This is a genomic window from Streptomyces sp. NRRL S-340 (assembly GCF_000720185.1).
In the GTDB taxonomy this organism is placed as follows: domain Bacteria; phylum Actinomycetota; class Actinomycetes; order Streptomycetales; family Streptomycetaceae; genus Streptomyces.
Map to the genome: position 1 here is coordinate 83,198 of NZ_JOIY01000031.1, position 26,340 is coordinate 109,537.

Here is a 26,340-nt window from a genome sequence, read left to right on the forward strand (position 1 = left end):
TCCGGTCCACTGCACGAGATGAGGATGTGGGTTGCTCAAGCCGGCCCAGAAGAAGGAGAGGGATCCCGAGGGGCGCATGCCGCTCGCGGACCACTTGCGTGAGCTGCGCAACCGGCTCGCGAAGGGTGTCCTCGCGATCCTCGTCGTGACGGTGGTGGCGGCCTTCTACTACAAGGACATCACCAACTTCATCACGAAGCCGGTGCTGGACTCCATCGGGTGCCCGCAGACGTTCGGGCAGCTGGCGAAGGCCAAGGACAACCACTGCGCGCACCTCACGGTCAGCGGTCTGCTGGCGCCCTTCACCCTGGCCCTGAAAGTCGCGCTGACGACGGGTATCGTGCTGGCCGCGCCGGTGTGGCTCTACCAGCTGTGGGCCTTCGTCGCGCCGGGCCTGCACCGGCACGAGAAGAAGTACGCCTACTCCTTCGTGGCGTTCGGCTTCCCGCTCTTCCTGGCCGGCGGCTACCTCGCCTACAACGTGCTGCCGACGACGGCGAAGTTCCTGATCGACCTGACGCCCAGCGGTGCGGAGAACCTGCTGCCCCTGGACGACCTGCTCGACCTGAGCATCCGCATGGTCGTCGTCTTCGGCCTGGCCTTCGAGATGCCGCTGCTGCTGATCATGCTCAACGTCACCGGCGTGCTGTCCGGGCGGCGCATGCTCGGGTGGTGGCGCGGCATGATCGTCGGTATCGCCGCCTTCGCCGCCGTGGCCACGCCCAGCCCCGACCCGGGGACGATGCTGTCCCTGGCGGCGCCGATCTGGGGTCTGTTCTTCATCGCCGTGGGATTCGCCCTGTTCAACGACCGCCGCAAGCTCCGGCGCGCGGCGGGGGGCCCGTCCGACGACGAGGCCTCCGACCTCGACCTCACCCCCGAGGACATTGGCGAGGTCGAGCCCGTTCCCGCCCCCCGGGCCCTGCCCGAGCAGTCCGGCACCGAGCGGGTCAACGGCTACGACGACGTGACCTGAGCCATAGCGCGCACCTGGCCGGCCGCCCGCCCCGCGAGCGGCCGGCCTGCGTGCGTCCGGGGCCGCACGCGTCCGGGACGGCGTCGCGCCCACCCGCTCCCCGGGCGCCCATCCGCTTCCCGGGCGCCCACTCGCTCCCGGGGCGGTCACCTGCCGCCGGGCCGCGGGAACCCGCCCGCTGCCGGGCCGATCGGGATAATGATCGTCCTGTTGTCAGTGCGGCCCGGTACGCTCGAAAGCACGATGACTCAGGACCTCTCACCGGCCGAGCGGTACGCGGCAGCGCGCAGGCGAGCTGCCGAGCAGGCCACCGCACTCGCGGGTTTCCGCGAGATGTACGACTTCGGCCTCGACCCGTTCCAGATCGAGGCCTGCCGGGCCCTTGAGGCCGGCAAGGGCGTACTGGTCGCCGCGCCCACCGGCTCCGGCAAGACGATCGTGGGCGAGTTCGCCGTCCACCTCGCCCTCCAGCAGGGCAAGAAGTGCTTCTACACGACGCCCATCAAGGCGCTGTCCAACCAGAAGTACTCCGACCTGTGCCGCCGCTACGGCAGCGGCAAGGTCGGCCTCCTCACCGGCGACAACAGCCTCAACTCCGACGCCCCGGTGGTCGTGATGACCACCGAGGTGCTGCGGAACATGCTGTACGCGGGCTCCCAGACCCTGCGCGGCCTCGGCTACGTGGTCATGGACGAGGTGCACTACCTCTCCGACCGCTTCCGCGGCGCCGTCTGGGAGGAAGTGATCATCCACCTGCCCGAGTCGGTGACCCTGGTGTCACTGTCGGCGACCGTGTCCAACGCCGAGGAGTTCGGCGACTGGCTGGACACGGTCCGGGGTGACACCGAGGTGATCGTCTCCGAGCACCGCCCCGTCCCGCTCTTCCAGCACGTGCTGGCCGGCCGCCGGATGTACGACCTCTTCGAGGAGGGCGAGGGCCACAAGAAGGCCGTCAACCCCGACCTGACACGGATGGCCCGCATGGAGGCCAGCCGCCCGTCGTACCAGGACCGCAGACGCGGCCGGAACATGCGCGAGGCCGACCGCGAGCGCGAGCGCCGCCAGCGCTCCCGGATCTGGACGCCGAGCCGCCCCGAGGTCATCGAGCGGCTGGACGCCGAGGGCCTGCTGCCCGCCATCACGTTCATCTTCAGCCGCGCCGCCTGCGAGGCCGCCGTCCAGCAGTGCCTGTACGCGGGCCTGAGACTGAACGACGAGGAGGCGCGGGAGCGGGTCCGCGCCCTCGTCGAGGAGCGCACCGCCGCGATCCCGCGCGAGGACCTGCACGTCCTCGGGTACTACGAGTGGCTGGAGGGCCTGGAGCGCGGCATCGCCGCCCACCACGCCGGCATGCTCCCGACCTTCAAGGAGGTCGTCGAAGAACTCTTCGTGCGCGGCCTGGTCAAGGCGGTCTTCGCCACCGAGACCCTCGCCCTGGGCATCAACATGCCCGCCCGCTCGGTGGTCCTGGAGAAGCTCGTCAAGTGGAACGGCGAGCAGCACGCCGACATCACCCCCGGCGAGTACACGCAGCTGACCGGCCGGGCCGGCCGCCGCGGCATCGACGTCGAGGGGCACGCGGTGGTGCTGTGGCAGCGCGCCATGAACCCCGAGCACCTCGCGGGCCTCGCGGGCACCCGCACCTATCCGCTGCGCTCCAGCTTCCGGCCGTCGTACAACATGGCGGTCAACCTGGTCGAGCAGTTCGGCCGGCACCGCTCCCGGGAGCTGCTGGAGACCTCCTTCGCGCAGTTCCAGGCCGACAAGTCGGTCGTCGGCATCTCCCGGCAGGTGCAGCGCAACGAGGAGGGCCTGGCGGGCTACAAGGAGTCGATGACCTGCCACCTCGGGGACTTCACGGAGTACGCGCGGCTGCGCCGCGAGCTGAAGGACCGGGAGAACGAACTGGCCCGGCAGGGCGCCGTCCAGCGGCGGGCCGAGGCCGCCGTCGCCCTGGAGAAGCTCAAGCCGGGCGACATCATCCACGTCCCCACCGGCAAGTTCGCCGGCCTCGCCCTGGTCCTGGACCCGGGCCTGCCGGCCGGCCGGGCGGGCGGCCACCGCGGATTCGAGCACCAGGACGGCCCGCGCCCGCTCGTGCTGACCGCCGAGCGGCAGGTCAAGCGGCTGGCGGCCATCGACTTCCCGGTGCCCGTGGAGCCGCTGGAGCGGATGCGGATCCCGAAGTCCTTCAACCCGCGCTCCCCGCAGTCCCGGCGCGACCTGGCCTCCGCGCTGCGCACCAAGGCCGGGCACATCCCGCCCGACCGGCACCGCAAGCGGCGCTCGCAGGCGGTCGACGACCGGGAGATCGCGCGGCTGCGCACCGAGCTGCGCGCCCACCCCTGCCACGGCTGCAACGACCGTGAGGACCACGCCCGCTGGGCCGAGCGCTACCACCGGCTGCTGCGCGACACCAAGCAGCTGGAGCACCGCATCGAGGGCCGTACGAACACGATCGCGCGCACCTTCGACCGGATCGTCGCCCTCCTCACCGAGCTGGACTACCTGCGCGGCGACGAGGTCACCGAGCACGGCAAGCGGCTCGCCCGGCTGTACGGCGAACTCGACCTGCTGGCCAGTGAATGCCTGCGCGAGCACGTCTGGGAGGGCCTGGGCCCCGCCGAACTCGCCGCGTGCGTCTCGGCGTTGGTCTACGAGGCCCGCGTCGGTGACGACGCCATGGCGCCCAAGCTGCCCTCGGGCAAGGCGAAGGCCGCGCTCGGGGAGATGGTGCGCATCTGGGGCCGGCTCGACGCCCTGGAGGAGGAGTTCCGCATCAGCCAGACCGAGGGCGTCGGCCAGCGCGAGCCCGACCTCGGCTTCGCCTGGGCCGCGTACATGTGGGCCTCCGGCAAGGGCCTGGACGAGGTGCTGCGGGAGGCGGAGATGCCGGCCGGTGACTTCGTGCGCTGGTGCAAGCAGGTCATCGACGTCCTGGGCCAGATCTCGGCGGCGGCCCCGCCGGAGAACTCCACGGTGGCGAAGAACGCGCGCAAGGCGGTCGACGGCCTGCTGAGGGGAGTGGTCGCCTACTCGTCGGTCGGGTGAGCTTCACCCTGCCGGCAGGGGGCGTGACGGTGTGCGGCCGACCCGCGCACGGTCACGCCCCCTTGGCGTTCTCTCACCCGTCCCGGTGAGGGGTTTTCGCATGCCCGTACGCCGTGACGGTCGGTGTTCGAGTGATCGCGCGGCGTGCGAAACGGCCGAGGGTACTCCTGTCCCCGGCCCTGTTTCAGGTGCTTGCCGAATATGACACGCCGATGATCCGCTCGGACTAAGCTCGCCCGCAGCGCACCGAGTTGAGATGTATTCGTGCGTTTGTTCCCAAACATCTCAAAGGTCCGACTGTTCCATGGCATACCCCACTGGAAGCTGCCCCGAACCCCAGCCGATTCGTCACAGAGGGCTTACATGGTGAGTGTCCAATCGCCTCCTGGCGGCCGCGAACTTCCCTACGCACGCGTGCTGTTGCTGCCGGTCATACTGATGGCGGCGGCCACCGGGGCCGCCGTCGCCCTGGTGACGGACCCGGCCCGCCTCGCCGTCGGCTGCTGCGGCGCCGTCGCCACCCTGCTCGTGCTCCTCACCGGCGCCGAAGCGGTGCGCCGCGGCCGCACCATCCGCGAGCAGCGGGCGGAACACGCCCGGCACACCGAATACCTCCAGCAGCGCATCGCCGGCCACGACGAGCAGATCTCCTACCTCGCCTCGGAGATCCTCCCGGCCGCCGTCGACCACCTGCGCGCCAGCCACACCCCGCGCGAGGTCATGCGCGACCTGATCGACGGGGACCCGGAGTGGTGCCGGATCTCCGAGCCGCAGCGCGCGGTGGTCCGCATGATCCTCAAGATCGTGGACCAGGAGGAGTCGATGCGTGACTCCACGCAGCGCTCCTTCGTCAGCATCGCCCGCCGCGTCCAGGCGATCGTGCACCAGCAGGCCAAGGAACTGCGGGAGATGGAGGAGGACCACGGCCGCAGCCCGGAGGTCTTCGACGACCTGCTGCGCATCGACCACGGCACCGCGCTCATCGGCCGCCTCGCCGACTCCATCTCCGTCCTCGGCGGCGGCCGCCCCGGCCGCCAGTGGCCCAACCCGGTCACCCTGTACAGCGTGCTGCGCGGCGCCATGTCCCGGATCCTGGAGTACCGCCGGATCGAGCTGCACTCCATCGCCAAGGTCAACATCAAGGGCACCGACGTCGAGCCGGTCATCCACGCCGCGGCCGAACTCCTCGACAACGCCACCCGCTACTCGCCGCCCCAGACCAAGGTGCACGTCACCGCCGTCGAGGTGCAGACCGGCGTCGCCATCGAGATCGAGGACGGCGGCGTCAGCCTCAACGAGGAGTCCCGCGACCGGATCGAGAAGATGGTCGAGGCCGCCAAGGCCGGGGTCGACCTCCAGGAGTTGGGGGAGAGCCCGCGCCTGGGCCTCGCCGTCGTGGGCCGCCTGTGCACGGCGTACAAGATGCAGGTCTCGCTGCGGGCCTCCGCGTACGGCGGGGTGCGCGCCGTCCTCGTCGTGCCCAGCGACATGATGACCACCGACCCCGCACCGGGCCTCGCCCACGGCATCGGTGCCACCTCCATCCCGCGGCCCGGCGAGGACGCGGTGGAGGGCCCCAAGCGCGTCCCCAAGAAGCGCCGCCCCACCAGCCCGCGCATCCCCGCCTCCGTGCCGATGGAGGACGAGGTCCCCGAGGTGACGGAGTGGACCCCGAACGGCCTGCCGCAGCGCCGCAGCCGGGTCAAGATCCCGCTCAGCCGGCGCATCGCCGAACAGGTCGCCGCCGAGCGCGCCGAGCAGGAGGGCGGCTCCGTGTGGAGCACGCCCCGTCCCGCCGCCCCCGAGCCCGCCGAGAAGGAACCCGAACCGGGCCTGTGGGTCGAGGCGTTCTGGGACGGCCTGAAGAAGGACAACCCCGGCCCGGACCCGACCGCCTTCACCCAGGACCCGACCGCATTCCTGCACCTGATCGAGAAGCCGGCCCGGGACGGGGCCGACGACGAGGGGGACCTCAAGTGATCCAGCAGCGCGCCAACTTCGACTGGATGCTCAAGGAGCTGAACGACGGCGTACCGGGCATCGAGATGATCGTGGTGCTCTCGGCCGACGGTCTGCGCATCGCCCGCTACGGCGGCGACCCGGACGCGGCCGACCGGGTCGCGGCGGCCTGCGCGGGCCTGCAGAGCCTGGCGAGCGCCGTCGCCGTCGAGATCCCCGACAGCGACGGCCGGATGAAGCTGGTGGTCATCGAGATCGACGGCGGCTACTTCTACCTGATGTCCGCAGGGGCCAATGCCTACCTCGCGGTGCTCGCCGACATCCGCACCGAACCCGGCATGATGAGCGCCCGCATGCGCGACCTCGTGGTGCGCATCGGCGCCCATCTGACCAGTCCGCCCCGGCGGGGTGGGCAGACCGTATGACACCTCCGCGACGCCAGAGGCGCTTCCCCGCGCACGAGCCGCCGCCGCACCCCAAGCCCGCCAAGCAGGGCGAGGAGAAGAACCCGGAGCGGCTGTACGTCGTCGCCGGGGCCGGTGAGGACGGCGCCCGTGCCGCCCTCGACCTGGTCACCCTCGTGGTGGCGCGCGCCGAACCACCGCCGTCCGCCACCCCCGAGCAGGCGGCACTGCTGCGGCTGTGCGCCGCCCCGCTGTCCGTGGCCGAGCTGTCGGCCTACCTCAACCTGCCGTTCAGCGCGATGACGGTCCTGATCACCGAGCTGCTGACGGCCGAACTGGTACAGGCGCGCGCCCCGATCGTGCGTCAGGCGGTCCCCGACCGTTCCCTCCTCGAAGCGGTGATGCATGGACTTCAACGGCTCTGACACGCTCCCCGGCCCGCGCACCGAGGACCATCTTCCGCACACGGCCCAGGCCGCGGTGAAGATCGTCATCGTCGGCGGCTTCGGGGTCGGCAAGACGACGATGGTCGGCTCGGTCAGTGAGATCAGGCCGCTGACCACCGAGGAGACCATGACCCAGGCCGGTATCGGGGTCGACGACAACTACGGCTCCGACTCCAAGACGGCCACCACCGTGGCGATGGACTTCGGCCGCATCAGCATCACCGACCAGCTGGTCCTGTACCTCTTCGGCACCCCCGGCCAGGAGCGCTTCTGGTTCCTGTGGAACGGGCTGTTCGAGGGGGCGCTCGGCGCGGTCGTCCTCGTCGACACCCGCCGCCTGGAGGTGAGCTTCGACGTCATGGGGCGGCTGGAGGAGCGCGGCGTGCCCTTCGTGGTGGCCATCAACTCCTTCCCCGACGCCCCCCGTTACCCCGTCGCCGAGCTGCGCACCGCGCTCGACCTGTCCGAGGACATCCCGATGGTCGAGTGCGACGTACGGCGCCGGGCCTCCAGCCGGGACGTGCTGATGACGCTCATGCGCTTCCTGCACTCCCTCACCATGGCCGGCTCCCGCACCTGAGCGGGCACCGCGCCCGAACCGGCCGGCTCCGGCACCCCTCCACTCCTTGCCCGTACTCCATCCCCTTCCGTCCTTTCCGTTCCGAAAGCGACCGCTGTGACGCCTGAACACCAGCCCCCGACCGGTCCGGACGACCGCACCCCCGCCCCGCCCCCCGGCTGCCCCGCGCACGGCATCGGCGCCGGCGGGCTGCACCGGCTCCACGAGGCGCCGGACCTCGGCGACCTCTACGAGCAACTGCGCGAGCAGCACGGCCCGGTGGCGCCCGTGCTGCTGCACGACGACGTCCCCATGTGGGTGGTCCTCGGCCACGCCGAGAACCTGCACATGGTGCGCACGCCGTCGCAGTTCACCCGGGACAGCCGTATCTGGACACCGCTCAAGGAGGGCATGGTCAAGCCCGACCACCCCCTCATGCCCCACATCGCCTGGCAGCCCATCTGCTCGCACGCCGAGGGCGACGAGCACAAGCGGCTGCGCGGCGCGGTCACCGCCGCCATGGCCACCATCGACCACCGCGGACTGCGCCGCCACATCGGCCGTGCCACCCAGCGCCTGGTCAACCGCTTCTGCGAGACCGGCCGGGCCGACCTCGTCGACCAGTTCGCCGAGCACCTGCCGATGGCGGTGATGTGCGAGGTCCTCGGCATGCCCGAGGAGTACAACGACCGGCTCGTGCAGTGCGCCCGCGACATGCTCAAGGGCACCGACACCGCGATCGCCAGCAACGAGTACATCATGGGCTGTCTGCGGCGGCTCGCCGCCCGCCGCCGCGCGCAGGCGGCGGACGACTTCACCAGCCACCTCATCGCCGACCCGGCGGACCTGAACGACGACGAGGTCGAGCAGCACCTGCGGCTCGTGCTCATCGCCTCCTACGAGGCCACCGCGAACCTCCTGGCCAACACCATCCGCCGGGTGCTCACCGACCCCGGCTTCCGCGCCCAGCTCAACGGCGGCCAGATGACGGTGCCGGAGGCGGTCGAGCAGTCCCTGTGGGACGAGCCGCCCTTCAGCACCATCTTCGCCTACTTCGCCAAGCAGGACACGGAGCTGGGCGGCCGGCGCATCCGCCGCGGCGACGGCCTGCTGCTCGGCATCGCGCCGGGCAACGTCGACCCCCGGGTCCGGCCCGACCTGGACGCGGACATGCAGGGCAACCGTTCCCACCTGGCCTTCAGCGGCGGGCCGCACGAGTGTCCGGGCCAGGACATCGGCCGCGCCATCGCCGACGTGGGGGTCGACAACCTGCTGATGCGGCTGCCGGACATCCAGCTGGACTGCGCCGAGGAGGAGCTGCGCTGGACCGAGTCGATCGCCTCGCAGCACCTGGTCGAGCTGCCGGTGCGGTTCACACCGCGGCCGCAGCAGGACGTGCGGGCCCAGCCGAGCCACACCCCCATGCCGGTGCCGCAGCCCCGCGTGGCCTGGGAGATCACCACGGCACGGCCCACCCCGGAGCCGGTCCCCGAGCTGTCCGCGGAGCCGGTCCCGGCACCGGCCGGTGCCGGTGGGGCACCCCGGGCCTCCGCCGTCCCGCCGGCCCGCACACGGACCGCGGTGGCCGGCACCGCGCCCGCCCCGGCGCCGTCCGCACCGGTGGCGACGGCTCCGGTGGCCGCAGCCGCGGCAGGCCCGGGGCAGGGCCGTCCGCGCGGGGCCTGGCAGCGCTTCCTGCGGTGGTGGCGCGGCTACTGACCCGCCCACTGCGGGTACGACGCCCAGGCCCGCAGCACCCGTCCGCTGCGGAACCGGTGCTCGGTCCCGGTGACCGGGTCGGTGAACTCCAGCTCCCGGGCCAGCAGTTGCAGCGGGCGCCGGAAGTCACCGGCCGGGCCGGGGCCGGTCACCACCGGGTAGAGCGGATCGCCGAGGATCGGCACGCCCAGCGCGGACATGTGCACCCGGAGCTGGTGCGTCTGACCGGTGGCGGGGGTGAGCCGGTAGCGGGCGAGGCCGTCCGCACGGTGCTCGACCGCTTCCACGAGCGTGACCGCGTTCGGCTCGCCGGGCACCTCGCGGGCGGCGAGCACCCCGCGTTCCTTCACGATCCGGCTGCGCACGGTCCGGGGCAGGGCGAGCGCGGGATCGTACGGCGCCACGGCCTCGTACACCTTGCGCACCAGACGGTCGCGGAAGAGCGTCTGGTAGGCGCCGCGCTCCTCGGGGCGCACCGTGAACAGCACCAGTCCCGCGGTGAGCCGGTCCAGGCGGTGGGCGGCGCCCAGCGTGGGGATGCCCAGCTCGCGGCGGAGCCGTGCCAGCGCCGTCTCGGTGACGTGGGTGCCGCGCGGGGTGGTGGCGAGGAAGTGCGGCTTGTCCGCGACGACCAGGTGATCGTCGCGGTGGACCACCTCCAGCGGGAAGGGCACCGCCGCCTCCTCGGGCAGCTCCCGGTGGAACCAGACGAACATCCCGGCTTCGTACGGCGCGTCGGGCGCCACCGGCCGTCCGTCGGCGGCGACGATCCGTCCTTCGTCGAACATCTGAGCGACCGCCCCCGGCGCCGCCCCCGACAGCCGTTCCACCAGGTGTTCGCGCACGGTGGCCCACGTCCCCCCGGCGGGCAGCCGCACCCGCACCGGGTCCACGCCCCGCAACTGGGGCAGCGGTGCGGGCGGTGCGGTGCGGGCTCGGCGTCTCATCCGTCGAAGCCTACGAGCCGCCGCACCCGGTGGAAAACCACTGGACCGGCCCGCCCGGGCCACAGGATGCGCGGTATGCCTGACCTCGCCGCTGCACGCCGCTGCACGCCGTGGCCGACGTGGCGTCCTGCCGGGCCGCCGTCCCGACCGGCTTCGTCCCGGGAGGCACCGAGCGGCGCTCGGGTCCGCACGCGGAGGGCCGGTACGGCATGCGTCTGCGCGCGCGGGTGGCGGGCGACCGAGCGCCGGGCGCACCCGCCGCGCGGCAAGGGGCGGCAGCCGCGTGCGCGGGTGCCGCCCCTCGGGGTGTGCCGTCGGCTCAGGCGGCGCTCGCCGCGCCCTCCTGCTCGGCCTCGATCCGGGCGTTCCACTCGCGCTTGGAGGCCTGCCAGCCGTCCTCGTTGTGGCCCAGGCGCCAGTAGCCGGAGATCGACAGGTCCTCGCGCGGGATCGCGTGCTCCACGCGCAGCAGCCGCCGCAGTTCCTTCACGAAGCCGGCCTCGCCGTGCACGAACGCGTGCACCCGGCCCTCGGGGAAGTCCAGCGCCCGTACGGCCTCCACCAGGGCCGCGCCGACGGGCCTCTCGCCGCGGTGCAGCCAGACGACCTCCACGTCGGAGTCGATCTTCTGCTCCTCCTCGGGCCCCGAGACCTCCACGAAGGCGTGGGCGGTGGTGCCCGGGGGCAGCGCCTCCAGGGACCGGGCGATGGCGGGCAGGGCGCTCTCGTCACCGGCCAGCAGGTGCCAGTCGGCGCTCGGGTCGGGGGCGTAGGCGCCGCCGGGGCCCATGAAGCGCACGGTCTCGCCGGGCCGCACCAGCAGCGACCAGGGGCCGGCCAGGCCCTCGTCGCCGTGGACCACGAAGTCCAGCGTCAGCTCCAAGTGCTCGGGGTCCCAGGCGCGCACGGTGTAGGTACGGGTCACCGGCCACTGCTCGGGCGGGAACTCCTCCCGGATCCGCTGCATGTCGAAGGGTTCGGGGTAGGTGACGCCCGCGGCCGGGAACAGCAGCTTCACGTAGTGGTCCGTGCACGTGTCGGCCGGGAAGCCGGCGAGTTCCTCCCCGCCGAGCACCACACGCTGCATGTGCGGGGTGAGCCGTTCGGTGCGGATCACCCGGGCGGTGTGGGTCCTCCGCGGCTTGCGCGCCGGACGTTCTGCCATGACGGCCTCCCAGTTCCCTTGCTTAGGCTTACCTAAGTTAGCACCTTCCCTCCGGTGGCACCTCCTTCGCGGCCACTTCAGGCCGCCAGGGTGCCGAGCAGACGCTGCAGGGAGCCGCCCAGGCCCCAGCGGGCGGCCAGTTCCTCCAGGGCCGCCGGGTCGCGCGGGGTGCGCGGCAGGGCGGTGCCGACGTCCGGCAGGGGGACGTCCCGGGCGACCTGGACGACCTTCGGCGCCACCGCGAGGTAGGGCCGCGCCTCGTCGAGACGCCGGCGCTGCGAGGGAGTGAGCTTCGCCTTCGGGTCCTCGACGGCGGCCATGATCCCGGCCAGGTCGCCGAAGTCGGCGAGCAGCCTGGCCGCCGTCTTCTCCCCGATGCCGGGTACGCCCGGCAGCCCGTCGCTCGGGTCGCCGCGCAGCAGCGCCAGGTCCGCGTACCCACTGCCGCCGACCCCGTACTTCTCGCGCAGCAGCGCCTCGTCGGTGCTCTGCAGCGTTCCGACGCCCTTGACCGGGTACAGCACGCGCACCCCGCGGGCGTCGTCCACCAGCTGGTACAGGTCGCGGTCGCCGGTGACGATGTCGACCGGGCCGGTGGCGCGGGCCGTGAACGTGCCGATCACGTCGTCCGCCTCGTACTCCGGGACGCCGACGCGGGCGATGCCGACGGCGTCCAGGACCGCCTCGATGACGGGGACCTGCGGGGAGAGGGTGTCCGGCACCTCTTCCTCGTCGGGGCCGCCCGGGTGTTCCTCGGCGACGCGGTGCGCCTTGTAGGAGGGGATCAGCTCCACCCGCCAGTGCGGGCGCCAGTCCGCGTCCATGCAGGCCACCAGGTGCTCGGGCCGGTGGTCCTTGACCAGGCGGTCGATGAAGTCGAGCAGCCCGCGCACGGCGTTCACCGGCGTGCCGTCCGGGGCCCTGACCGACTCCGGGACGCCGAAGTAGGCGCGGAAGTACAGGGAGGCGGTGTCGAGGAGCATCAGTCGTCCGGTCACGTCTCGCATCATGCCGTACGCCTCTGACAGTCACCGGCCAGGATGTGAGGCGGGTCACTTTCCTGTTTGCCCCGCATGCGCTTGGGCAGGCGCGCGCCCGAGCGAAGGTAGTTGCGTTATTCAACTGTTACTGATCCTTCGCGCTGTCCCTGTCCCCTATGACGAGAGGTGCGCGTGGCATCCAGGCTTGAGGCCCGACACCTGTACAAGGTGTTCGGCAGACGACCCGACGAGGCAGTGGAGAAACTCCGGCAGGATGCCGACCGCGACGAACTGCGTGCGAGCGGCACCACCGCCGCCGTGATCGACGCCTCCTTCACCGTGGACCCCGGACAGATCTTCGTCGTGATGGGACTGTCCGGTTCCGGCAAGTCCACACTCCTGCGGATGCTCAACGGGCTGCTGGAGCCCACCGCGGGGCAGGTGTGCTTCGACGGCCAGGACCTGACCGCGCTCACCGACCGCGAGCTGCGCGAGGTCCGCTCGAAGAAGATCAGCATGGTCTTCCAGCACTTCGCGCTCTTCCCGCACCGCAGCGTCCGCGACAACGCCGCCTACGGCCTGGAAGTGCAGGGCGTGCCCCGCGCCGAGCGCGGTCGCCGCGCCGACGAGGCGCTCGCCCTGTGCGGCCTGGCCGGCTGGGAGAACTCCTGGCCCGACGAGCTGTCCGGCGGCATGCAGCAGCGCGTCGGCCTCGCCCGCGCGCTCGCCACCGACGCCGACCTGCTGCTGATGGACGAGTCCTTCAGCGCCCTGGACCCACTGATCCGCCGCGACATGCAGGACCAGCTGCTCCAGCTGCAGAAGACGCTGAAGAAGACCATCGTCTTCATCACCCACGACCTCAACGAGGCCATGCGCCTGGGCGACCGCATCGCCGTCATGCGCGACGGCCGGATCGTGCAGAACGGCACCGCCGAGGACATCCTGCTGCGCCCGGAGGGCGACTACGTCGCCTCCTTCATCCAGGACGTCGACCGCTCCCGCGTCCTGACCGCGGAAGCCGTCATGGACCGCCAGGTGCGCGGCGACGAGGCCGACTGCGACTGCGAGACGGCCGCACCGGACACCCCGTTCACCGAGCTGTGCGCCATCAGCGCCCGGCTTCCCCACCCGGTCGCCGTGCTGAACGAGCACCGCGACCTCGTGGGCGTGGTCCCGCGGCAGCGGCTCGTCGGCTTCCTCGGCGACGAACGCGACACCACACCCGTGACCTGCGACGCACCGCGCGACAAGGGCGGCAGGAAGGCGGTGGCCCGTGCCTAGGATCCCGCTCGGCGACTGGGTCAACTCCGCGGTCGACTGGCTGCTCGACCACGTGTCCTGGCTCTTCGACTTCTTCAAGACCGTCTTCACCGGCGCCTACGACGGCATCGACGCCGTCCTCCAGGCACCCCAGCCGCTGCTGCTCGCCGGCATCTTCGCGGTGCTCGCCTTCTGGCTGCGCGGCACCCTCGCCGGTGTCCTCACCTTCGTCGGATTCGCCTTCATCGACTCCCTCGAACTGTGGGACGACGCGATGGTCACCCTGGCGCTCGTCCTGGTCGCGACGATCATCGCGCTGGTGATCTCCGTGCCGGTCGGTGTCTGGGCGGCGCGCTCGGACCGGGTCAGCGCCGTGGTACGGCCGTTCCTGGACTTCATGCAGACGCTGCCCGCGATGATCTACCTCATCCCGGCCATCCTGTTCTTCGGCACGGGCGGCCCCGCGGGCATCGTCGCCACCCTGATCTTCGCGCTCGCCCCCGGGGTGCGCATGACGGAGCTGGGCATCCGCCAGGTCGACAAGGAGCTGGTGGAGGCCGCCGAGGCGTTCGGCACCACCCCCCGCAGCACCCTGCTGCGCGTCCAGCTGCCGCTCGCCCTGCCCACCGTGATGGCCGGCGTCAACCAGGTGATCATGCTCGGCCTGTCCATGGCCGCGATCGCCGGCATGGTCGGCACCGGCGGCCTCGGCGGCGACGTCAACGAGGCCATCGGCCAGCTCGACGTCGGCCTCGGTTCCGAGGCCGGTGTCGCCATCGTGATCCTCGCGATCTACCTGGACCGCATGACCAGCGCCCTGGGCACCCAGGTCTCGCCGCTCGGCCGGCGCGCCGCCGCCCGGGCGCGGTCCGTGCAGGGCCTGAAGATCTGGTCCTACCGGCCGAGCCCGCAGATCGCCGTGGTCGGCGTGGTCGTCCTCGCGCTCGTCGCCGGCGGCATGGGCATCTTCGGCGGTGGCGGCGGCAGTGCCACGGCCGCCGCCGACGGACAGAACGTCGGCAAGGGCAAGAAGCTCACCCTCGGCTACATCCCCTGGGACGAGGGCGTCGCCTCCACCTTCCTGTGGAAGGAGATCCTCGAACAGCGCGGCTACGACGTGCAGGCCAAGCAGTTCGACGCCGGACCGCTCTACACCTCCCTCGCGCAGGGCAGCGTCGACTTCGAGACGGACTCCTGGCTGCCCACGACCCACGCCCAGTACTGGAAGAAGTACGGCAAGCAGCTCGACGACCTCGGCTCCTGGTACGGGCCGACGTCGCTGGAGCTGAGCGTCCCGTCGTACATGAAGGGCATCGACTCGCTGGACGACCTCAAGGGCAAGGCCTCCCTGTTCGGCGGGAAGATCACCGGCATCGAGTCCAGCGCGGGCGAGATGGCCCTGCTCAAGAGCAAGGTCCTCAAGGACTACGGCCTGGACAAGGAGTACAAGGTCGTCGACAGCTCCACCCCGGCCATGCTGGCCGAGCTGAAGCGCGCCTACGCCAGGAAGCAACCGGTCCTCGTCACCCTGTGGTCGCCGCACTGGGCGTACAACGACTACGACCTGAAGAAGCTGAAGGACCCCAAGGGCGCCTGGGGCAAGGGCGACGGCGTGCACACGCTGGCCCGCAAGGGCTTCACCGCCGCCAACCCCGTCGTCGGCGACTGGCTGAAGAACTTCAAGCTGGACGAGAAGCAGCTCACCAGCCTGGAGGCCGAGATCAACAAGGCCGGCAAGGGCCGGCAGCAGGACGCCGTCCGCACCTGGCTCAAGGCCAACCCCGGCCTCGTCGACAAGCTGGCCCCGGTACCCGGCGGCTCCGGCTCCGCCCCGGCCGAGGCGAAGCGGCCCCTGAACGTCGCCTGGTTCCCCTGGGACGAGGACGTCGCCGTCACCCACCTGTGGAAGCACGTCCTGGAAGGCCGCGGCTACAAGCTGAACCTGAAGCAGATGGACGTCGGCCCCGTCTACACCGGCCTGGCCGGCGGAGACATCGACCTCAACTTCGACGCCTGGCTGCCCTACGCCCAGAAGAACTACTGGGACAAGAGCAAGGACAAGCTCAAGGACCTCGGCACCTGGTACCAGCCGACCTCCCTGGAGATCGCCGTCCCCTCCTACGTCAAGGACGTCAAGTCCCTCGAAGACCTCAAGGGCAGGTCGTCGCTGTTCGGCGGGAAGATCATCGGCATCGAACCGGGCACCGGCGAGATGAACCTCCTCAAGAGCAAGGTCCTGCCGGGCTACGGCCTGGACAAGGAGTACAAGGTCGTCGACGGCTCCACGCCCGCGATGCTCGCCGAGCTGAAGCGCGCGTACGCCAGGAAGCAGCCCGTCGCCGTCGTGCTGTGGTCGCCGCACTGGGCGTACAGCCGCTACGGCCTCACCAAGCTCAAGGACGACAAGAAGCTCTTCGGCGAGGGCAACACCGTCCGCACCATCTCCAGCGAGAAGTTCCCCGGGCAGTACCCGCAGCTCACCGAGTGGATCAAGAACTTCAGGATGAGCGAGGAGGAGCTGGGCAGCCTGGAGAGCGAGATCAACGCGCGCGGCAAGGCGCACGAGGACGAGGCGGTCGACGCCTGGATCAAACAGCACCCGGACGTCGTCCGGCGGATGACCCCGCAGTGAACCGGCGGACGACCCGGTAGCAGCCCGCGGGGCCACCTCCGGGTGACCACGCGGACGACGACCCCGCGGCCACCGCCGCCGCACACCGCCCGAGGGGCGGGCCCCCGCACGGTCCTGACGCCGTGCGGGGGTCCGCCCCTCGGGCCGTCCCACGGCAGGAATCCGGCCAACCACGCGCAGTCACCCCGCCGTCCCGCCCGAACCCGTACCGTGGGCTTGAGCACGGCCGGTCCGCCGCGGCGGACCGTGAAGCCGCCGGTGCGCTCACCGCACGGGGAAGTGACGGCGGCAGGAAACGGTTTGCCGGACATGCGTAGGGTGCAGAGAACCCATCGGGGCGCACGCGCCCCGGCATGGGAAGACGGGCAGCGGACCGACGAGCGAAGGAGGGAGCCGGAGCGATGGGCGACCACAAAGAACAGCCCCTTCGGGTGGGCGCGGCCGTGCGACGGCGGCGCCGGGCGCTGAACCTCACCCTCGCCGTCGTGGCCGGGCGCAGCGGCCTGTCGGTGCCCTTCCTGAGCCAGATCGAGAACGACCGGGCCCGCCCCAGCAGAAGCTCCCTGGAGAAGGTCGCCGACGCGCTGCGCACCACCGCCGTGGAACTGCTGGCCGCGGCCGACCCCGCGTGCAGCGTCGACGTGGTGCGCGCCGAGGTCCCCGAGACGGCCGGGCCGCAGGACGCGCCGCGGGTACGCGCCCTGGTGCGCGGCCACCACCAGCTGCACGCCTCCGAGTTCACCGGCGACCACGACGCGGGCCGCGAGTTCCAGCACCGCAACGACGAGCTGATGTACGTCGCCGACGGCGCGGTCGAGATCGAGGCGGAGGGCCGCGCCTACCGGCTCGTCCGCGGCGACACCATGTACCTGACCGGCGGGGTGCGCCACCGCTGGCGGGCCACCGTGCCGGAGACCCGGGTGATCGTGGTCGCGGTGGCCGAGCACATCGAGGCCGTCCAGGACCGCACGCGCTGATGGCCCGGGTCGTCTCCCTGGTCCCCTCGCTCACCGAGGCCGTCGCCGTGACACTGCCCGGCGCCCTGGCCGGCGCCACCGACTGGTGCGCCCGCCCGGTCGGTCTGGACGTGGTGCGCGTCGGCGGCACCAAGAACCCGAGGACAGGCGAGATCGCCGCCCTCGCCCCCGACCTGGTGATCGCCAACGAGGAGGAGAACCGCGCGGCCGACCTCGACGCCCTGCGCGCCGCGGGTGTGGAGGTGCTGGTCACCGAGGTGCGCGACGTGCCGCAGGCCTTCCGGGAGCTGGCACGCGTCCTGGCGGCCTGCGGGGCTGTGGGCCGGCCGCGCTGGCTGGACGAGGCGGAGGCCGCCTGGTCGGCGCTGCCCGTGCCCGAACGCCGTACGACCGCCGTCGTCCCCGTGTGGCGCCGGCCCTGGATGGTGCTGGGCCGGGACACCTTCGCCGGGGACGTCCTGGCACGCCTCGGAGTCGACCACCTGTACGCCCGCCACGCCGAGCGGTACCCGCGCGTCCCGGTGGAGGAACTGCGGGCGGCGGCCCCGGACGTCGTCGTCCTGCCGGACGAGCCGTACCGCTTCACCGCCGCCGACGGTCCAAAGGCCTTCGCCGGCCTGCCCTGCGCACTGGTCAGCGGACGGCATCTGACCTGGTACGGACCCTCCCTGGCCGAGGCTCCCCGGGTGCTGGGCGAGGCGCTGCGAGCGGCGCACCGCTGACCGGACCCGCGCACGGCGCGCACGGCCGCGGCGGCCCCGGCCGGTGGGCGGCCCGGCGTACGCGGCCGGGGGAGCGTGGCGCAGGAGGGAAGCGGGCCGCGGGCGGGGCATGACGTGAGGTCCGCGCGGGCTCTTTGCCCCGCCCCGGGGTCTGTTCCCCTTGAGACATAAGCTGGGCTTATGAGAAGGCCGGAGGTGGACGCAGCCAACGGCGCGGGGCGGCCGCCCGGGGCGGCGCCGCTGGCCCACCGGGTGCCGGACCTGGGCGCCCTCGAGCTGCTGCTGGCGGTGGCGCGGCTGGGCAGCCTGGGCGGGGCCGCCCGCGACCTGGGCATCACCCAGCCGGCGGCGAGCAGCCGGATCCGCTCCATGGAACGGCAGCTGGGGCTGGCGCTGGTGGACCGCTCGCCGCGCGGCTCACGGCTGACCGACGCGGGCGCGCTGGTCACCGACTGGGCGCGGCGGGTCGTCGAGGCGGCCGAGGCCTTCGACGCCGGCGCGCAGGCGCTGCGGGACCGGCGGGACTCGCGGCTGCGGGTGGCGGCGAGCATGACCATCGCCGAGTACCTGCTCCCCGGCTGGCTGATCGCGCTGCGCACGCGGCGCCCGGACACCGCCGTCTCGCTGCTCGCCGGGAACTCGGCGACGGTGGCCGAGCGGCTGCTGACGGGCGAGGCGGACCTCGGCTTCGTGGAGGGACTGTCGGTCCCCGCCGGGCTGGACTCCGTGGTGATCGCCCACGACCGCCTGATCGTGGTGACCGCCCCCGCCCACCCGTGGGCCAGGAGACGGCGCCCGCTGGAGGCGGCGGAACTCGCGGCCACCCCACTGATCCTTCGGGAGACCGGCTCCGGGACCCGGCAGGTCCTGGACGCGGCGCTGGGCGGCCTGGCCCGGCCGCTGATCGAGCTGTCCTCGACGACGGCGGTGAAGGCGGCGGCGGTCAGCGGGGCGGGCCCGGCGGTGCTGAGCGAACTCGCCGTGGGCGACGAACTGTCCCTGCGCCGCCTGGTCACCGTTCCGGTCGAGGGGGTCGCCCTGCGGCGCGACCTGCGCGCGGTCTGGCCCACGGGTCACCGCCCCACGGGCCCGGCCCGTGACCTGCTGTCCCTGACCCGCTCCGAGACGGGCTGAGAACCGCTGGATCACCCGGACGCGGCCGGAGGCCGTCCCCGGTCCCGGCCGTTCCCGCGAGGCTGCCCGCGTGTGTGGTGCATGCGGTGCGGGCGGTCCGGTCTCGCGTGTGCAGTGCACGCGGGTCACGCGCTCCGGCCTCGCGTGTGCAGTGCACGCGGGGCGTTCGGTCCCGGCCGCGTGAGCGGTGCACGCGGGGGTGCACGCGGTTCGCGCGGTCCTCCCGGCCGTTCGCGCCGTGCGGTGCGGTGGGCGGTTCAGGCCGTTCGCACCGGTCCGGCCGGGTGCGCGGTCGCCGCCTCGACCAGGGCCCGCATCACCCGTACGTCCTCGCCCATCTCGGGGTGCCACTGCACCCCGAGGACCCAGTGGGCGGCGGGCGAGGGCTCGACCGCCTCGACCGTGCCGTCCGGCGCGTGGGCCGAGGCGAGGAGACCGCTGCCGAGGCGGTCGACGGCCTGGTGGTGGTAGGCGGGGACGGACGCCGTCTCCGGGACGGCCGCCGCGTACCGGGTGCCGGGCACCGGAGTGACCGGGTGGGTGCCGAAGACCCCGACCGTCCCGGCGTGCCCGTCCAGGTGCTGGACCAGGGTGCCGCCCAGCGCGACGTTCAGCAGCTGCATGCCCCGGCAGATGCCCAGCAGTGGCACCCGGGCGGCCAGCGCGGCCTCGATCAGGGCGAGTTCCCAGGCGTCCCGGGCCCGGGCGGGCGGTCCCGTACGCGGGTCCGGCTCGGCTCCGTAGCGCACCGGTTCCACGTCAGGGCCGCCCGCGATGACCAGCCCGTCCAGCCGGGCCACGGTCGCCGCCGCCCGCCGCGGCGCGTCCGGCGGCAGCAGTGCGGCGAGCCCGCCCGCCCGCTGCACCAGCCGAGGGTAACCGGCGGGCAGCAACGCCGCCTCCAGTTCCCACACGCCCCACCGTGCCCCGGACTCCAGATAGGTGCTGACGCCGATCAGCGGCCGCCCGGGACCGGCCACGTCCGCCGTGTCCGCCGTGTCGGCCGTGTCCGTCATGCCTGTCGCGTCCGTCGAGTCGGCAGCGTCCGTCGTCTCCGCCGCGGCCATCCGGCCCTCCCGGTCCTCGCTCGCAATGGTGTACGCCGATACCTCTGCCGATGCCGCTCCAGGCGGCCCTTGGCACGCCTCTCGCGCGGCTCTTCGCAAGGTTCTTGTCGCGGCTTCTTCACGGGGATCTTCCCGGGGCTCCTCACGTCAGGAAACCCCGCAGCAGCGCCGCCGTCCCCGCGCAGTGCTCGCGCATCGTCTCCCGCGCGCCGTCCGAGTCCCCCTCCAGCACCGCCGTCACCAGCGCCGCGTGCTGCCGCTGCGAGTGCTCCAGGTTGCGCACCAGCAGGGGTATGCAGTCGAGCAGGTCGTTCACCGCGGCGCGGACCGCCGCGTACTGCCCGGTCAGCGTCGGGGAGCCGCACGACTCGGCGAGGGTCAGGTGCAGCAGCGTGTCCCGGCGCCGGTAGTCCGCGGGCGGCGCGTCGCGCGTGTGCTCCAGCGCCTCGCGCAGCCGCCGCGCCTGCCCGTCCGTCAGCCCCTGCGCCGCGCACAGGCCGGCCGCCCCCACCTCCAGCACCTCGCGGAAGCGCAGTACGTCGTCGATGTCGACGCCGGCGAGCCGGCGCCGCAGCTCGTCCCCGCCGCCTCCGTCCGCACGCGGGCGCACGAACGTACCGCCGTAGCGCCCCCGCCGCGCCTCCACGAGACCCTGGTCCTGGAGCACCTTCAGCACCTCACGCAGCGTCACCCGGCTGATCCCCAGCCGCTGGGCCAGCTCGCGCTCGGCGGGCAGCCGCTCACCCGCCGGGACCAGGCCGAGCCGCACCACCTGGAGGATCTGCTCCAGCGCCTCCTCGAAGCCGTTGCCCGCGCGCACCGGCCGCAGCACCGCCGAGAGCCGGTCCCCGGCCGCCCCCGCCGGCCCCGTGTCCCGAGCCATCCGGCCGCGCCCCCTTCCCAGACAATGGTTCTCGGTCATACCTTATGGCTCCCGGCACCGGCCCACGAGGCCGGGCACGGACGCCGGGCCGAGACGCCGAACAGGCACGTACGCCGAGGACGCCGACGCAGCCGAGGAGGCTCGCCCGTGGCAGACCGCACACCCCCGCTCACCGTCGAGGAACTGCGGGCAGGCGTCGCGAGCGGAGAGATCGACACCGTCGTCCTGGCCTTCCCCGACATGCAGGGACGGCTCCAGGGCAAGCGCTTCGCCGCCCGCTTCTTCCTCGACGAGGTCCTGCGGCACGGCACCGAGGGCTGTTCCTACCTCCTCGCCGTCGACACCGACATGAACACCGTCGACGGCTACGCCATGTCCTCCTGGGACCGCGGCTACGGCGACTTCGCCATGCACCCCGACCTCGGCACCCTGCGCCGCCTGCCCTGGCACCCGGGCACCGCCCTGGCCGTCGCCGACCTCGCCTGGAACGACGGCTCCCCGGTGGTGGCGGCACCCCGGCAGATCCTGCGCCGCCAGCTCGCCCGCCTCGCCGAACACGGCTGGACGGCCCAGGTCGGCACCGAGCTGGAGTTCATCGTCTTCCAGGACACCTACGAACAGGCCTGGGACACCGGCTACCGCGGGCTCACCCCGGCCAACCGGTACAACATCGACTACTCGATCCTCGGCACCGGCCGTATCGAGCCCCTGCTGCGCCGCCTGCGCAACGACATGGCCGGCGCCGGCCTCACCGTCGAGTCGGCCAAGGGCGAGTGCAACCCCGGCCAGCACGAGATCGCCTTCCGCTACGACGAGGCCCTCGTCACCTGCGACCAGCACGCCGTCTACAAGACCGGCGCCAAGGAGATCGCCTCCCAGGAGGGCGTCTCGCTCACCTTCATGGCCAAGTACAACGAACGCGAGGGCAACTCCTGCCACATCCACCTCTCGCTCTGCGACGCCGACGGCACCAACGTCATGGCCGGTGACCGGCCGGGGGAGATGTCCGAGGTCATGCGGTACTTCCTGGCCGGACAGCTCGCCGCGCTGCGCGACTTCTCGCTGCTCCACGCGCCGGGCATCAACTCCTACAAGCGGTTCCAGCCCGGTTCCTTCGCCCCGACCGCCGTCGCCTGGGGCCACGACAACCGCACCTGCGCGCTGCGCGTCGTCGGCCACGGCCGCTCCCTGCGCTTCGAGAACCGGCTGCCCGGCGGCGACGTCAACCCGTACCTGGCCGTCGCCGGACTGGTCGCGGCCGGGCTGTACGGCGTCGAGCAGCGCCTGCCCCTGCCCGAGCCGTGCCCGGGCAACGCGTACACCGCCGGCCACGAGCACGTGCCCACGACCCGGCGCGAGGCCGCCGAGCTGTGGGAGAACAGCCCGATCGCCAAGGCCGCCTTCGGCGACGAGGTCGTCGCGCACTACCGCAACATGGCGCGCGTCGAACTCGACGCGTTCGACGCCGCGGTCACCGACTGGGAGCTGCGCCGCTCCTTCGAACGCATGTGAGAGGCCCCGCCGTGCCGAACGAGCCCGAGCCCGGGGACGAGCACGAACTGCTCGTCCTGAACCCCGCCACCGAAGAGACCGTGGCCACCGTCCCCGCCGCCGGCGCGGCCGACGTCGACCGCGCCGTCACCCGCGCGGCCCGGGCCCAGCAGGCCTGGGCGGCCGCCGCCCCCGCCGACCGGGCCCGCCTGCTGCGCCGCTTCGCCGACGTCGTCGACAGCCACCTCGAGGAACTGGCCCAGCTGGAGGTCCGCGAGGCCGGCCATCTCGTCGGCGACGCCCGCTGGGAGGCCGGCAACGCCCGCGACCTGCTGCTGTACGCGGCCGGCGGTGCCGAACGGCTGCTCGGCCGGCAGATCCCGGCCCCCGGCGGCTGGGACGTCACCTTCCTCGAACCGCTCGGTGTCGTCGGCGTCATCGCCCCGTGGAACTTCCCCATGCCGATCGCCGCCTGGGGCTCCTTCCCGGCCCTCGCCTCCGGCAACGCGGTCCTGCTCAAACCGGCCGAGACCACCCCGCTCACCGCGCTGCGCCTGGCCGAGCTGGGCCTTCAGGCCGGCCTGCCCGAGCACCTCTTCCAGGTACTGCCGGGCCACGGCCGCACCGCGGGCCGCGCCCTGACCGACCACCCCGGCGTCGCGAAGATCGTCTTCACCGGCTCCACCCGGACCGGCCGCGAGATCATGGAACGCTGCGCCCGCAACCTCAAGCCGGTCACCCTCGAACTGGGCGGCAAGAGCCCGAACATCGTCTTCGCGGACGCCGACCTCAAGGCCGCCGCCGACCCGTTCTCCTTCCTGGACAACGCCGGCCAGGACTGCTGCGCCCGCACCCGCGTCCTCGTCCAGGAATCCGTGTACGACGAGGTCGAGGCGCTGCTCGCCGAGGCCCTGGCCGCCGTCGTGGTCGGCGACCCGGCCGACCAGAAGACCCGTATGGGCCCGCTGATCTCCCGCCGGCAACGCGACCGCGTACGGTCCTACGTCCGCCCGGAGGCACCGGCCCTGCGCGGCACCGCGCCCGACGGGCCCGGTTTCTGGTTCCCGCCGACCGTGCTCACCGGGGAGCGGCCGGACTCCGCCGCCGCCCGCGAGGAGATCTTCGGGCCCGTGGCCGTCCTGCTGCCCTTCACCGACGAGCAGGACGCGGTCCGCCTCGCGAACGACACGCCCTACGGCCTGTCCGGCTCCGTCTGGACCCGGGACGTGGGCCGCGCCCTGCGCGTCGCCCAGGCCGTCCGGGCCGGGAACCTGTCCGTCAACTCGCACGCCAGCGTCCGCTACTGGACCCCGTTCGGCGGGGCCAAGCAGTCCGGGATCGGCCGCGAACTCGGTCCCGACGCCCTGACCGCCTTCACCGAGACCAAGAACGTCTTCATCAGCACGGAGGGGCCCGCCCAGTGACCGCAGAGACAGGGACCGGAGAGACGGCGACCGCAGAGACAGGGACCCGCGCCACGGCGACCGAAGGGACAGCGGCTGACATGGCAGCCACCGCACGGACCGGGCCCGAAGGGGCACCCGCGGCCGTCTGCCGCCGCCTGGCCGGCCGGACCGCCGTCGTCACCGGCGCGGGCAGCGGCATCGGCCTCGCCGCCGCGCGCCGCCTCGCCGCGGAGGGCGCGCACGTCGTCTGCGGCGACATCGACGAGAGGAGCGGCAAGGCGGCGGCCGAGGAGATGGGCGGCCTGTTCGTCCGGACCGACGTCACCGATCCCGGCCAGGTCGAGGCGCTGTTCCGGGCCGCGTACGACACCTACGGCAGCGTCGACGTGGCCTTCAACAACGCCGGCATCTCGCCGCCCGAGGACGACTCCATCCTGGAGACCGGCCTGGAGGCCTGGAAACGCGTCCAGGACGTCAACCTCACCTCCGTCTACCTGTGCTGCAAGGCGGCCCTGCCCTACATGCGGCGCCAGCGCCGCGGCTCCATCATCAACACCGCCTCCTTCGTGGCCCGCATGGGCGCGGCCACCTCCCAGATCTCCTACACCGCGTCCAAGGGCGGCGTGCTGGCCATGTCCCGCGAGCTGGGCGTGCAGTTCGCCCGCGAGGGCATCCGCGTCAACGCCCTGTGCCCGGGCCCGGTCAACACCCCGCTGCTCCAGGAGCTGTTCGCGAAGGACCCCGAGCGCGCGGCGCGCCGTCTCGTCCACATCCCCCTCGGGCGCTTCGCGGAGGCCGAGGAGATCGCCGCCGCCGTCGCCTTCCTCGCCAGCGACGACTCCTCCTTCGTCAACGCCACGGACTTCCTGGTGGACGGCGGCATCTCGGGGGCGTACGTCACCCCGCTGTAGGCACCTCTGCGGCCGCCCGGCGATCCCTCCTGAGTGCCCGGGGGCATGCTCCCACCTGGGCCGGAAGGGGCACCGGCCCGTCCGGGTGAGCCCCCCGGTCCGGCCGGGCGTCAGAGGAAGGTGCGGCCCTCGCCCCGGTACGTCGGCACGGTCGCCGTCACCCGGTCGCCCTCGACGAGGTGCAGCGCGTCGAACCGCTCGCACAGCTCACCGGCCTTGGCGTGCCGGAACCACACCTTGTCCCCGATCAGCAGGTCGTCGGCCGGCGAGCCGAGCAGCGGGGTCTGCACCTCGCCGGGCCCCTCCTGCGGGTCGTACCGCAGGCCCTCGGGCAGGTACGGCACCGGGAGCCGGTCCTGACCGGCCACGCCGGAGGCCGGATAGCCGCCGCCCAGCACCGTGACGACCCCGACTCCCGGACGCCGTACGACGGGCTGCGCGAACAGCGCGGCCGGACGGCCCCGGAAGGACGTGTAGTTGTCGAACAGACGCGGGACGTACAGCCCCGACCCCGCGGCGATCTCGGTCACCGCCGCCTCCGCCGCGGTGTGCTGGACACTGCCGGTGCCGCCGCCGTTCACGAACTCCAGCTCCGGTGCCACGGCCCGGACCGCCCGCACCACCGCGGCCCGCCGCTCGGCCAGTTCCCGCCGCGCCGCCGCCTGCATCAGCCGGATCGCCCGCGACCGCACCGGCCGCCCGGCCACCGCGTCACCCACCCCCGCGACGTGCCCCTCGTACGCCATGATCCCGACGAGCCGGAACCCCGGCCGCCGGGCCACCGTACGGGCCATCTCGGCGACCTGGGCGGGGGAGTACAGCGGGGAACGGCGCGCGCCGACCCGGACCCGCCCGCCCAGCAGCCTCAACGACGTGTCCAGCTCCAGGCAGACGCGCACCACTTCGCCCCCGCCGTCCCGGGCGGCGTCGATGAGGTCGAGCTGCGCCGGGTCGTCGACCATCACCGTGACGGCGGCGGCCAGCTTGGGGTCGGCGGCCAGCTCGGCGTAGCCGGCGCGGTCGGCGGACGGGTAGGCCAGCAGGACGTCGTCGAACCCGGAACGGGCCAGCCACAGCGATTCGGCGAGCGTGAAGGACATGAGACCCGCGAAACCGTCCTTCGCCAGGGCCCGTTCGAGCAGCGCCCGGCAGCGCACGGACTTGCTGGCGACCCGTACCGGCTTGCCTGCGGCCCGGCGCAGGAGGTCGTCGGCGTTGGCGTCGAAGGCCTCCAGGTCGACGATCGCGACGGGGGCGTCGAGATGGGCGGTGGCCCGGTCGTAACGGGCCCGGTCTGCGGCGCGTGCGGTCATGGACGCAGCCTGCCAGACAGGATTACCGCGGGGTAGGGGGACGTTCCGGGCAGATGCCTCCGCCCGCCCGGACCGGTTCCCGCCGGCGCGCGCTCAGCCCGTAGAGTGACGCGCACGTACGGCGCGACGGCGGCACGTTCCCGGCCGTTGGCCCGAGCCGGGATGGCCCTTCGTGCGTACGGGTATGCGTGTCCGGTGACGACCAGTCGGCGCCGGGCCGGGCGGCGAGGACGAAGGCCGAGCGCGAGGGCACGGCCCGGGCACGGCGAAACGGGGGGTGCATGAGTACGGACGCGCGCCACGCTCCGATACCCCCGCGCCCCTCGAGACCACCC

General features: G+C 72.9%; 21 protein-coding genes. 15 read left to right on the forward strand and 6 right to left on the reverse strand.

Annotated elements, in window-relative coordinates:
• Positions 1-31 precede the first annotated feature (31 nt).
• From tatC to IG64_RS23855, 7 genes are all read left to right on the forward strand, one after another.
• Entirely contained in the window at positions 32-976 is a 945-nt protein-coding gene (gene tatC, locus IG64_RS23825; RefSeq protein WP_199811647.1) for a twin-arginine translocase subunit TatC, read from the forward strand.
• Between the two features lie 198 nt (positions 977-1,174).
• Positions 1,175-4,027, forward strand: coding sequence for a DEAD/DEAH box helicase (locus IG64_RS23830; protein ID WP_037859630.1), 2,853 nt, complete (start codon positions 1,175-1,177; stop codon positions 4,025-4,027).
• Between the two features lie 363 nt (positions 4,028-4,390).
• Positions 4,391-6,007 (forward strand): sensor histidine kinase, encoded by a 1,617-nt coding sequence (locus tag IG64_RS23835; RefSeq protein ID WP_199811648.1) that lies wholly within the window; start codon positions 4,391-4,393, stop codon positions 6,005-6,007.
• Complete coding sequence (locus IG64_RS23840; RefSeq protein WP_037859634.1) at positions 6,004-6,411, forward strand: roadblock/LC7 domain-containing protein; 408 nt, start codon at positions 6,004-6,006, stop codon at positions 6,409-6,411. Before IG64_RS23835 ends, IG64_RS23840 begins: the two co-directional genes overlap by 4 nt.
• Positions 6,408-6,815: a DUF742 domain-containing protein gene (locus IG64_RS23845; RefSeq protein ID WP_037859636.1), complete on the forward strand. Its 408-nt coding sequence runs from the start codon at positions 6,408-6,410 to the stop codon at positions 6,813-6,815. Before IG64_RS23840 ends, IG64_RS23845 begins: the two co-directional genes overlap by 4 nt.
• On the forward strand, positions 6,796-7,416 hold the full coding sequence (locus tag IG64_RS23850) for a GTP-binding protein (RefSeq protein ID WP_037859639.1): 621 nt from the start codon (positions 6,796-6,798) through the stop codon (positions 7,414-7,416). Before IG64_RS23845 ends, IG64_RS23850 begins: the two co-directional genes overlap by 20 nt.
• A 96-nt stretch (positions 7,417-7,512) precedes the next feature.
• Complete coding sequence (locus IG64_RS23855) at positions 7,513-9,114, forward strand: cytochrome P450 (RefSeq protein WP_037859642.1); 1,602 nt, start codon at positions 7,513-7,515, stop codon at positions 9,112-9,114.
• On the opposite strand, the gene IG64_RS23860 is transcribed toward IG64_RS23855, so the two are convergent.
• From IG64_RS23860 to IG64_RS23870, 3 genes are all read right to left on the reverse strand, one after another.
• Positions 9,108-10,061, reverse strand: a complete 954-nt coding sequence (locus IG64_RS23860; protein ID WP_078884187.1) for an RluA family pseudouridine synthase — start codon at positions 10,059-10,061, stop codon at positions 9,108-9,110. The genes IG64_RS23855 and IG64_RS23860 overlap by 7 nt on opposite strands.
• Positions 10,062-10,380: 319 nt before the next feature.
• Positions 10,381-11,226: a siderophore-interacting protein gene (locus IG64_RS23865; protein ID WP_037859646.1), complete on the reverse strand. Its 846-nt coding sequence runs from the start codon at positions 11,224-11,226 to the stop codon at positions 10,381-10,383.
• Positions 11,227-11,303: 77 nt separating this feature from the next.
• Complete coding sequence (locus IG64_RS23870; RefSeq protein ID WP_037859683.1) at positions 11,304-12,209, reverse strand: 5'-3' exonuclease; 906 nt, start codon at positions 12,207-12,209, stop codon at positions 11,304-11,306.
• 189 nt (positions 12,210-12,398) lie between these two features.
• Between IG64_RS23870 and IG64_RS23875 the strand changes: the two genes are divergently transcribed.
• The 5 genes from IG64_RS23875 (at position 12,399) to IG64_RS23895 (ending at position 18,934) form a co-directional block, all read left to right on the forward strand.
• Positions 12,399-13,490, forward strand: coding sequence for a quaternary amine ABC transporter ATP-binding protein (locus IG64_RS23875; protein ID WP_037859685.1), 1,092 nt, complete (start codon positions 12,399-12,401; stop codon positions 13,488-13,490).
• Entirely contained in the window at positions 13,483-16,101 is a 2,619-nt protein-coding gene (locus tag IG64_RS23880) for an ABC transporter permease/substrate binding protein (protein ID WP_037859649.1), read from the forward strand. The genes IG64_RS23875 and IG64_RS23880 overlap by 8 nt, the downstream gene beginning before the upstream one ends.
• Positions 16,102-16,502: 401 nt before the next feature.
• Positions 16,503-17,078: a helix-turn-helix domain-containing protein gene (locus IG64_RS23885; protein ID WP_037859651.1), complete on the forward strand. Its 576-nt coding sequence runs from the start codon at positions 16,503-16,505 to the stop codon at positions 17,076-17,078.
• The gene (locus IG64_RS23890; protein WP_037859653.1) at positions 17,078-17,800 is read left to right on the forward strand and encodes a helical backbone metal receptor; all 723 of its coding nucleotides are present in this window, start codon (positions 17,078-17,080) and stop codon (positions 17,798-17,800) included. Before IG64_RS23885 ends, IG64_RS23890 begins: the two co-directional genes overlap by 1 nt.
• Before the next feature lie 180 nt (positions 17,801-17,980).
• The gene (locus IG64_RS23895) at positions 17,981-18,934 is read left to right on the forward strand and encodes a LysR family transcriptional regulator (RefSeq protein ID WP_037859656.1); all 954 of its coding nucleotides are present in this window, start codon (positions 17,981-17,983) and stop codon (positions 18,932-18,934) included.
• 257 nt (positions 18,935-19,191) lie between these two features.
• Here IG64_RS23895 and IG64_RS23900 read toward each other — a convergent pair whose 3' ends face one another.
• Entirely contained in the window at positions 19,192-19,950 is a 759-nt protein-coding gene (locus IG64_RS23900) for a gamma-glutamyl-gamma-aminobutyrate hydrolase family protein (protein ID WP_051813289.1), read from the reverse strand.
• Positions 19,951-20,143: 193 nt separating this feature from the next.
• The gene (locus IG64_RS23905) at positions 20,144-20,884 is read right to left on the reverse strand and encodes a FadR/GntR family transcriptional regulator (protein ID WP_037859658.1); all 741 of its coding nucleotides are present in this window, start codon (positions 20,882-20,884) and stop codon (positions 20,144-20,146) included.
• A 147-nt stretch (positions 20,885-21,031) separates the two neighbouring features.
• Here IG64_RS23905 and IG64_RS23910 point away from each other — a divergent pair, with 147 nt between their 5' ends.
• From IG64_RS23910 to IG64_RS23920, 3 genes are all read left to right on the forward strand, one after another.
• Positions 21,032-22,396, forward strand: a complete 1,365-nt coding sequence (locus IG64_RS23910; RefSeq protein ID WP_037859661.1) for a glutamine synthetase family protein — start codon at positions 21,032-21,034, stop codon at positions 22,394-22,396.
• Between the two features lie 11 nt (positions 22,397-22,407).
• Positions 22,408-23,799, forward strand: coding sequence for an aldehyde dehydrogenase family protein (locus tag IG64_RS23915; RefSeq protein ID WP_037859664.1), 1,392 nt, complete (start codon positions 22,408-22,410; stop codon positions 23,797-23,799).
• Between the two features lie 80 nt (positions 23,800-23,879).
• The gene (locus tag IG64_RS23920; protein ID WP_037859666.1) at positions 23,880-24,692 is read left to right on the forward strand and encodes a 3-oxoacyl-ACP reductase; all 813 of its coding nucleotides are present in this window, start codon (positions 23,880-23,882) and stop codon (positions 24,690-24,692) included.
• A 110-nt stretch (positions 24,693-24,802) separates the two neighbouring features.
• On the opposite strand, the gene IG64_RS23925 is transcribed toward IG64_RS23920, so the two are convergent.
• Complete coding sequence (locus tag IG64_RS23925) at positions 24,803-26,005, reverse strand: amino acid deaminase/aldolase (RefSeq protein ID WP_037859668.1); 1,203 nt, start codon at positions 26,003-26,005, stop codon at positions 24,803-24,805.
• Positions 26,006-26,340 lie beyond the last annotated feature (335 nt).

What these genes read in the sequence shown, in the direction of transcription:
- IG64_RS23830 (WP_037859630.1), top strand. Translation starts at nt 1,175, where the DNA reads ATGATCGTCCTGTTGTCAGTGCGGCCCGGTACGCTCGAAAGCACGATG.
- IG64_RS23835 (WP_199811648.1), top strand. Translation starts at nt 4,391, where the DNA reads ATGGTGAGTGTCCAATCGCCTCCTGGCGGCCGCGAACTTCCCTACGCA.
- IG64_RS23845 (WP_037859636.1), top strand. Translation starts at nt 6,408, where the DNA reads ATGACACCTCCGCGACGCCAGAGGCGCTTCCCCGCGCACGAGCCGCCG.
- IG64_RS23850 (WP_037859639.1), top strand. Translation starts at nt 6,796, where the DNA reads ATGGACTTCAACGGCTCTGACACGCTCCCCGGCCCGCGCACCGAGGAC.
- IG64_RS23860 (WP_078884187.1), bottom strand. Translation starts at nt 10,061, where the DNA reads ATGAGACGCCGAGCCCGCACCGCACCGCCCGCACCGCTGCCCCAGTTG.
- IG64_RS23865 (WP_037859646.1), bottom strand. Translation starts at nt 11,226, where the DNA reads ATGGCAGAACGTCCGGCGCGCAAGCCGCGGAGGACCCACACCGCCCGG.
- IG64_RS23870 (WP_037859683.1), bottom strand. Translation starts at nt 12,209, where the DNA reads ATGCTCCTCGACACCGCCTCCCTGTACTTCCGCGCCTACTTCGGCGTC.
- IG64_RS23885 (WP_037859651.1), top strand. Translation starts at nt 16,503, where the DNA reads ATGGGCGACCACAAAGAACAGCCCCTTCGGGTGGGCGCGGCCGTGCGA.
- IG64_RS23890 (WP_037859653.1), top strand. Translation starts at nt 17,078, where the DNA reads ATGGCCCGGGTCGTCTCCCTGGTCCCCTCGCTCACCGAGGCCGTCGCC.
- IG64_RS23895 (WP_037859656.1), top strand. Translation starts at nt 17,981, where the DNA reads ATGAGAAGGCCGGAGGTGGACGCAGCCAACGGCGCGGGGCGGCCGCCC.
- IG64_RS23900 (WP_051813289.1), bottom strand. Translation starts at nt 19,950, where the DNA reads ATGACGGACACGGCCGACACGGCGGACACGGCGGACGTGGCCGGTCCC.
- IG64_RS23905 (WP_037859658.1), bottom strand. Translation starts at nt 20,884, where the DNA reads ATGGCTCGGGACACGGGGCCGGCGGGGGCGGCCGGGGACCGGCTCTCG.
- IG64_RS23920 (WP_037859666.1), top strand. Translation starts at nt 23,880, where the DNA reads ATGGCAGCCACCGCACGGACCGGGCCCGAAGGGGCACCCGCGGCCGTC.
- IG64_RS23925 (WP_037859668.1), bottom strand. Translation starts at nt 26,005, where the DNA reads ATGACCGCACGCGCCGCAGACCGGGCCCGTTACGACCGGGCCACCGCC.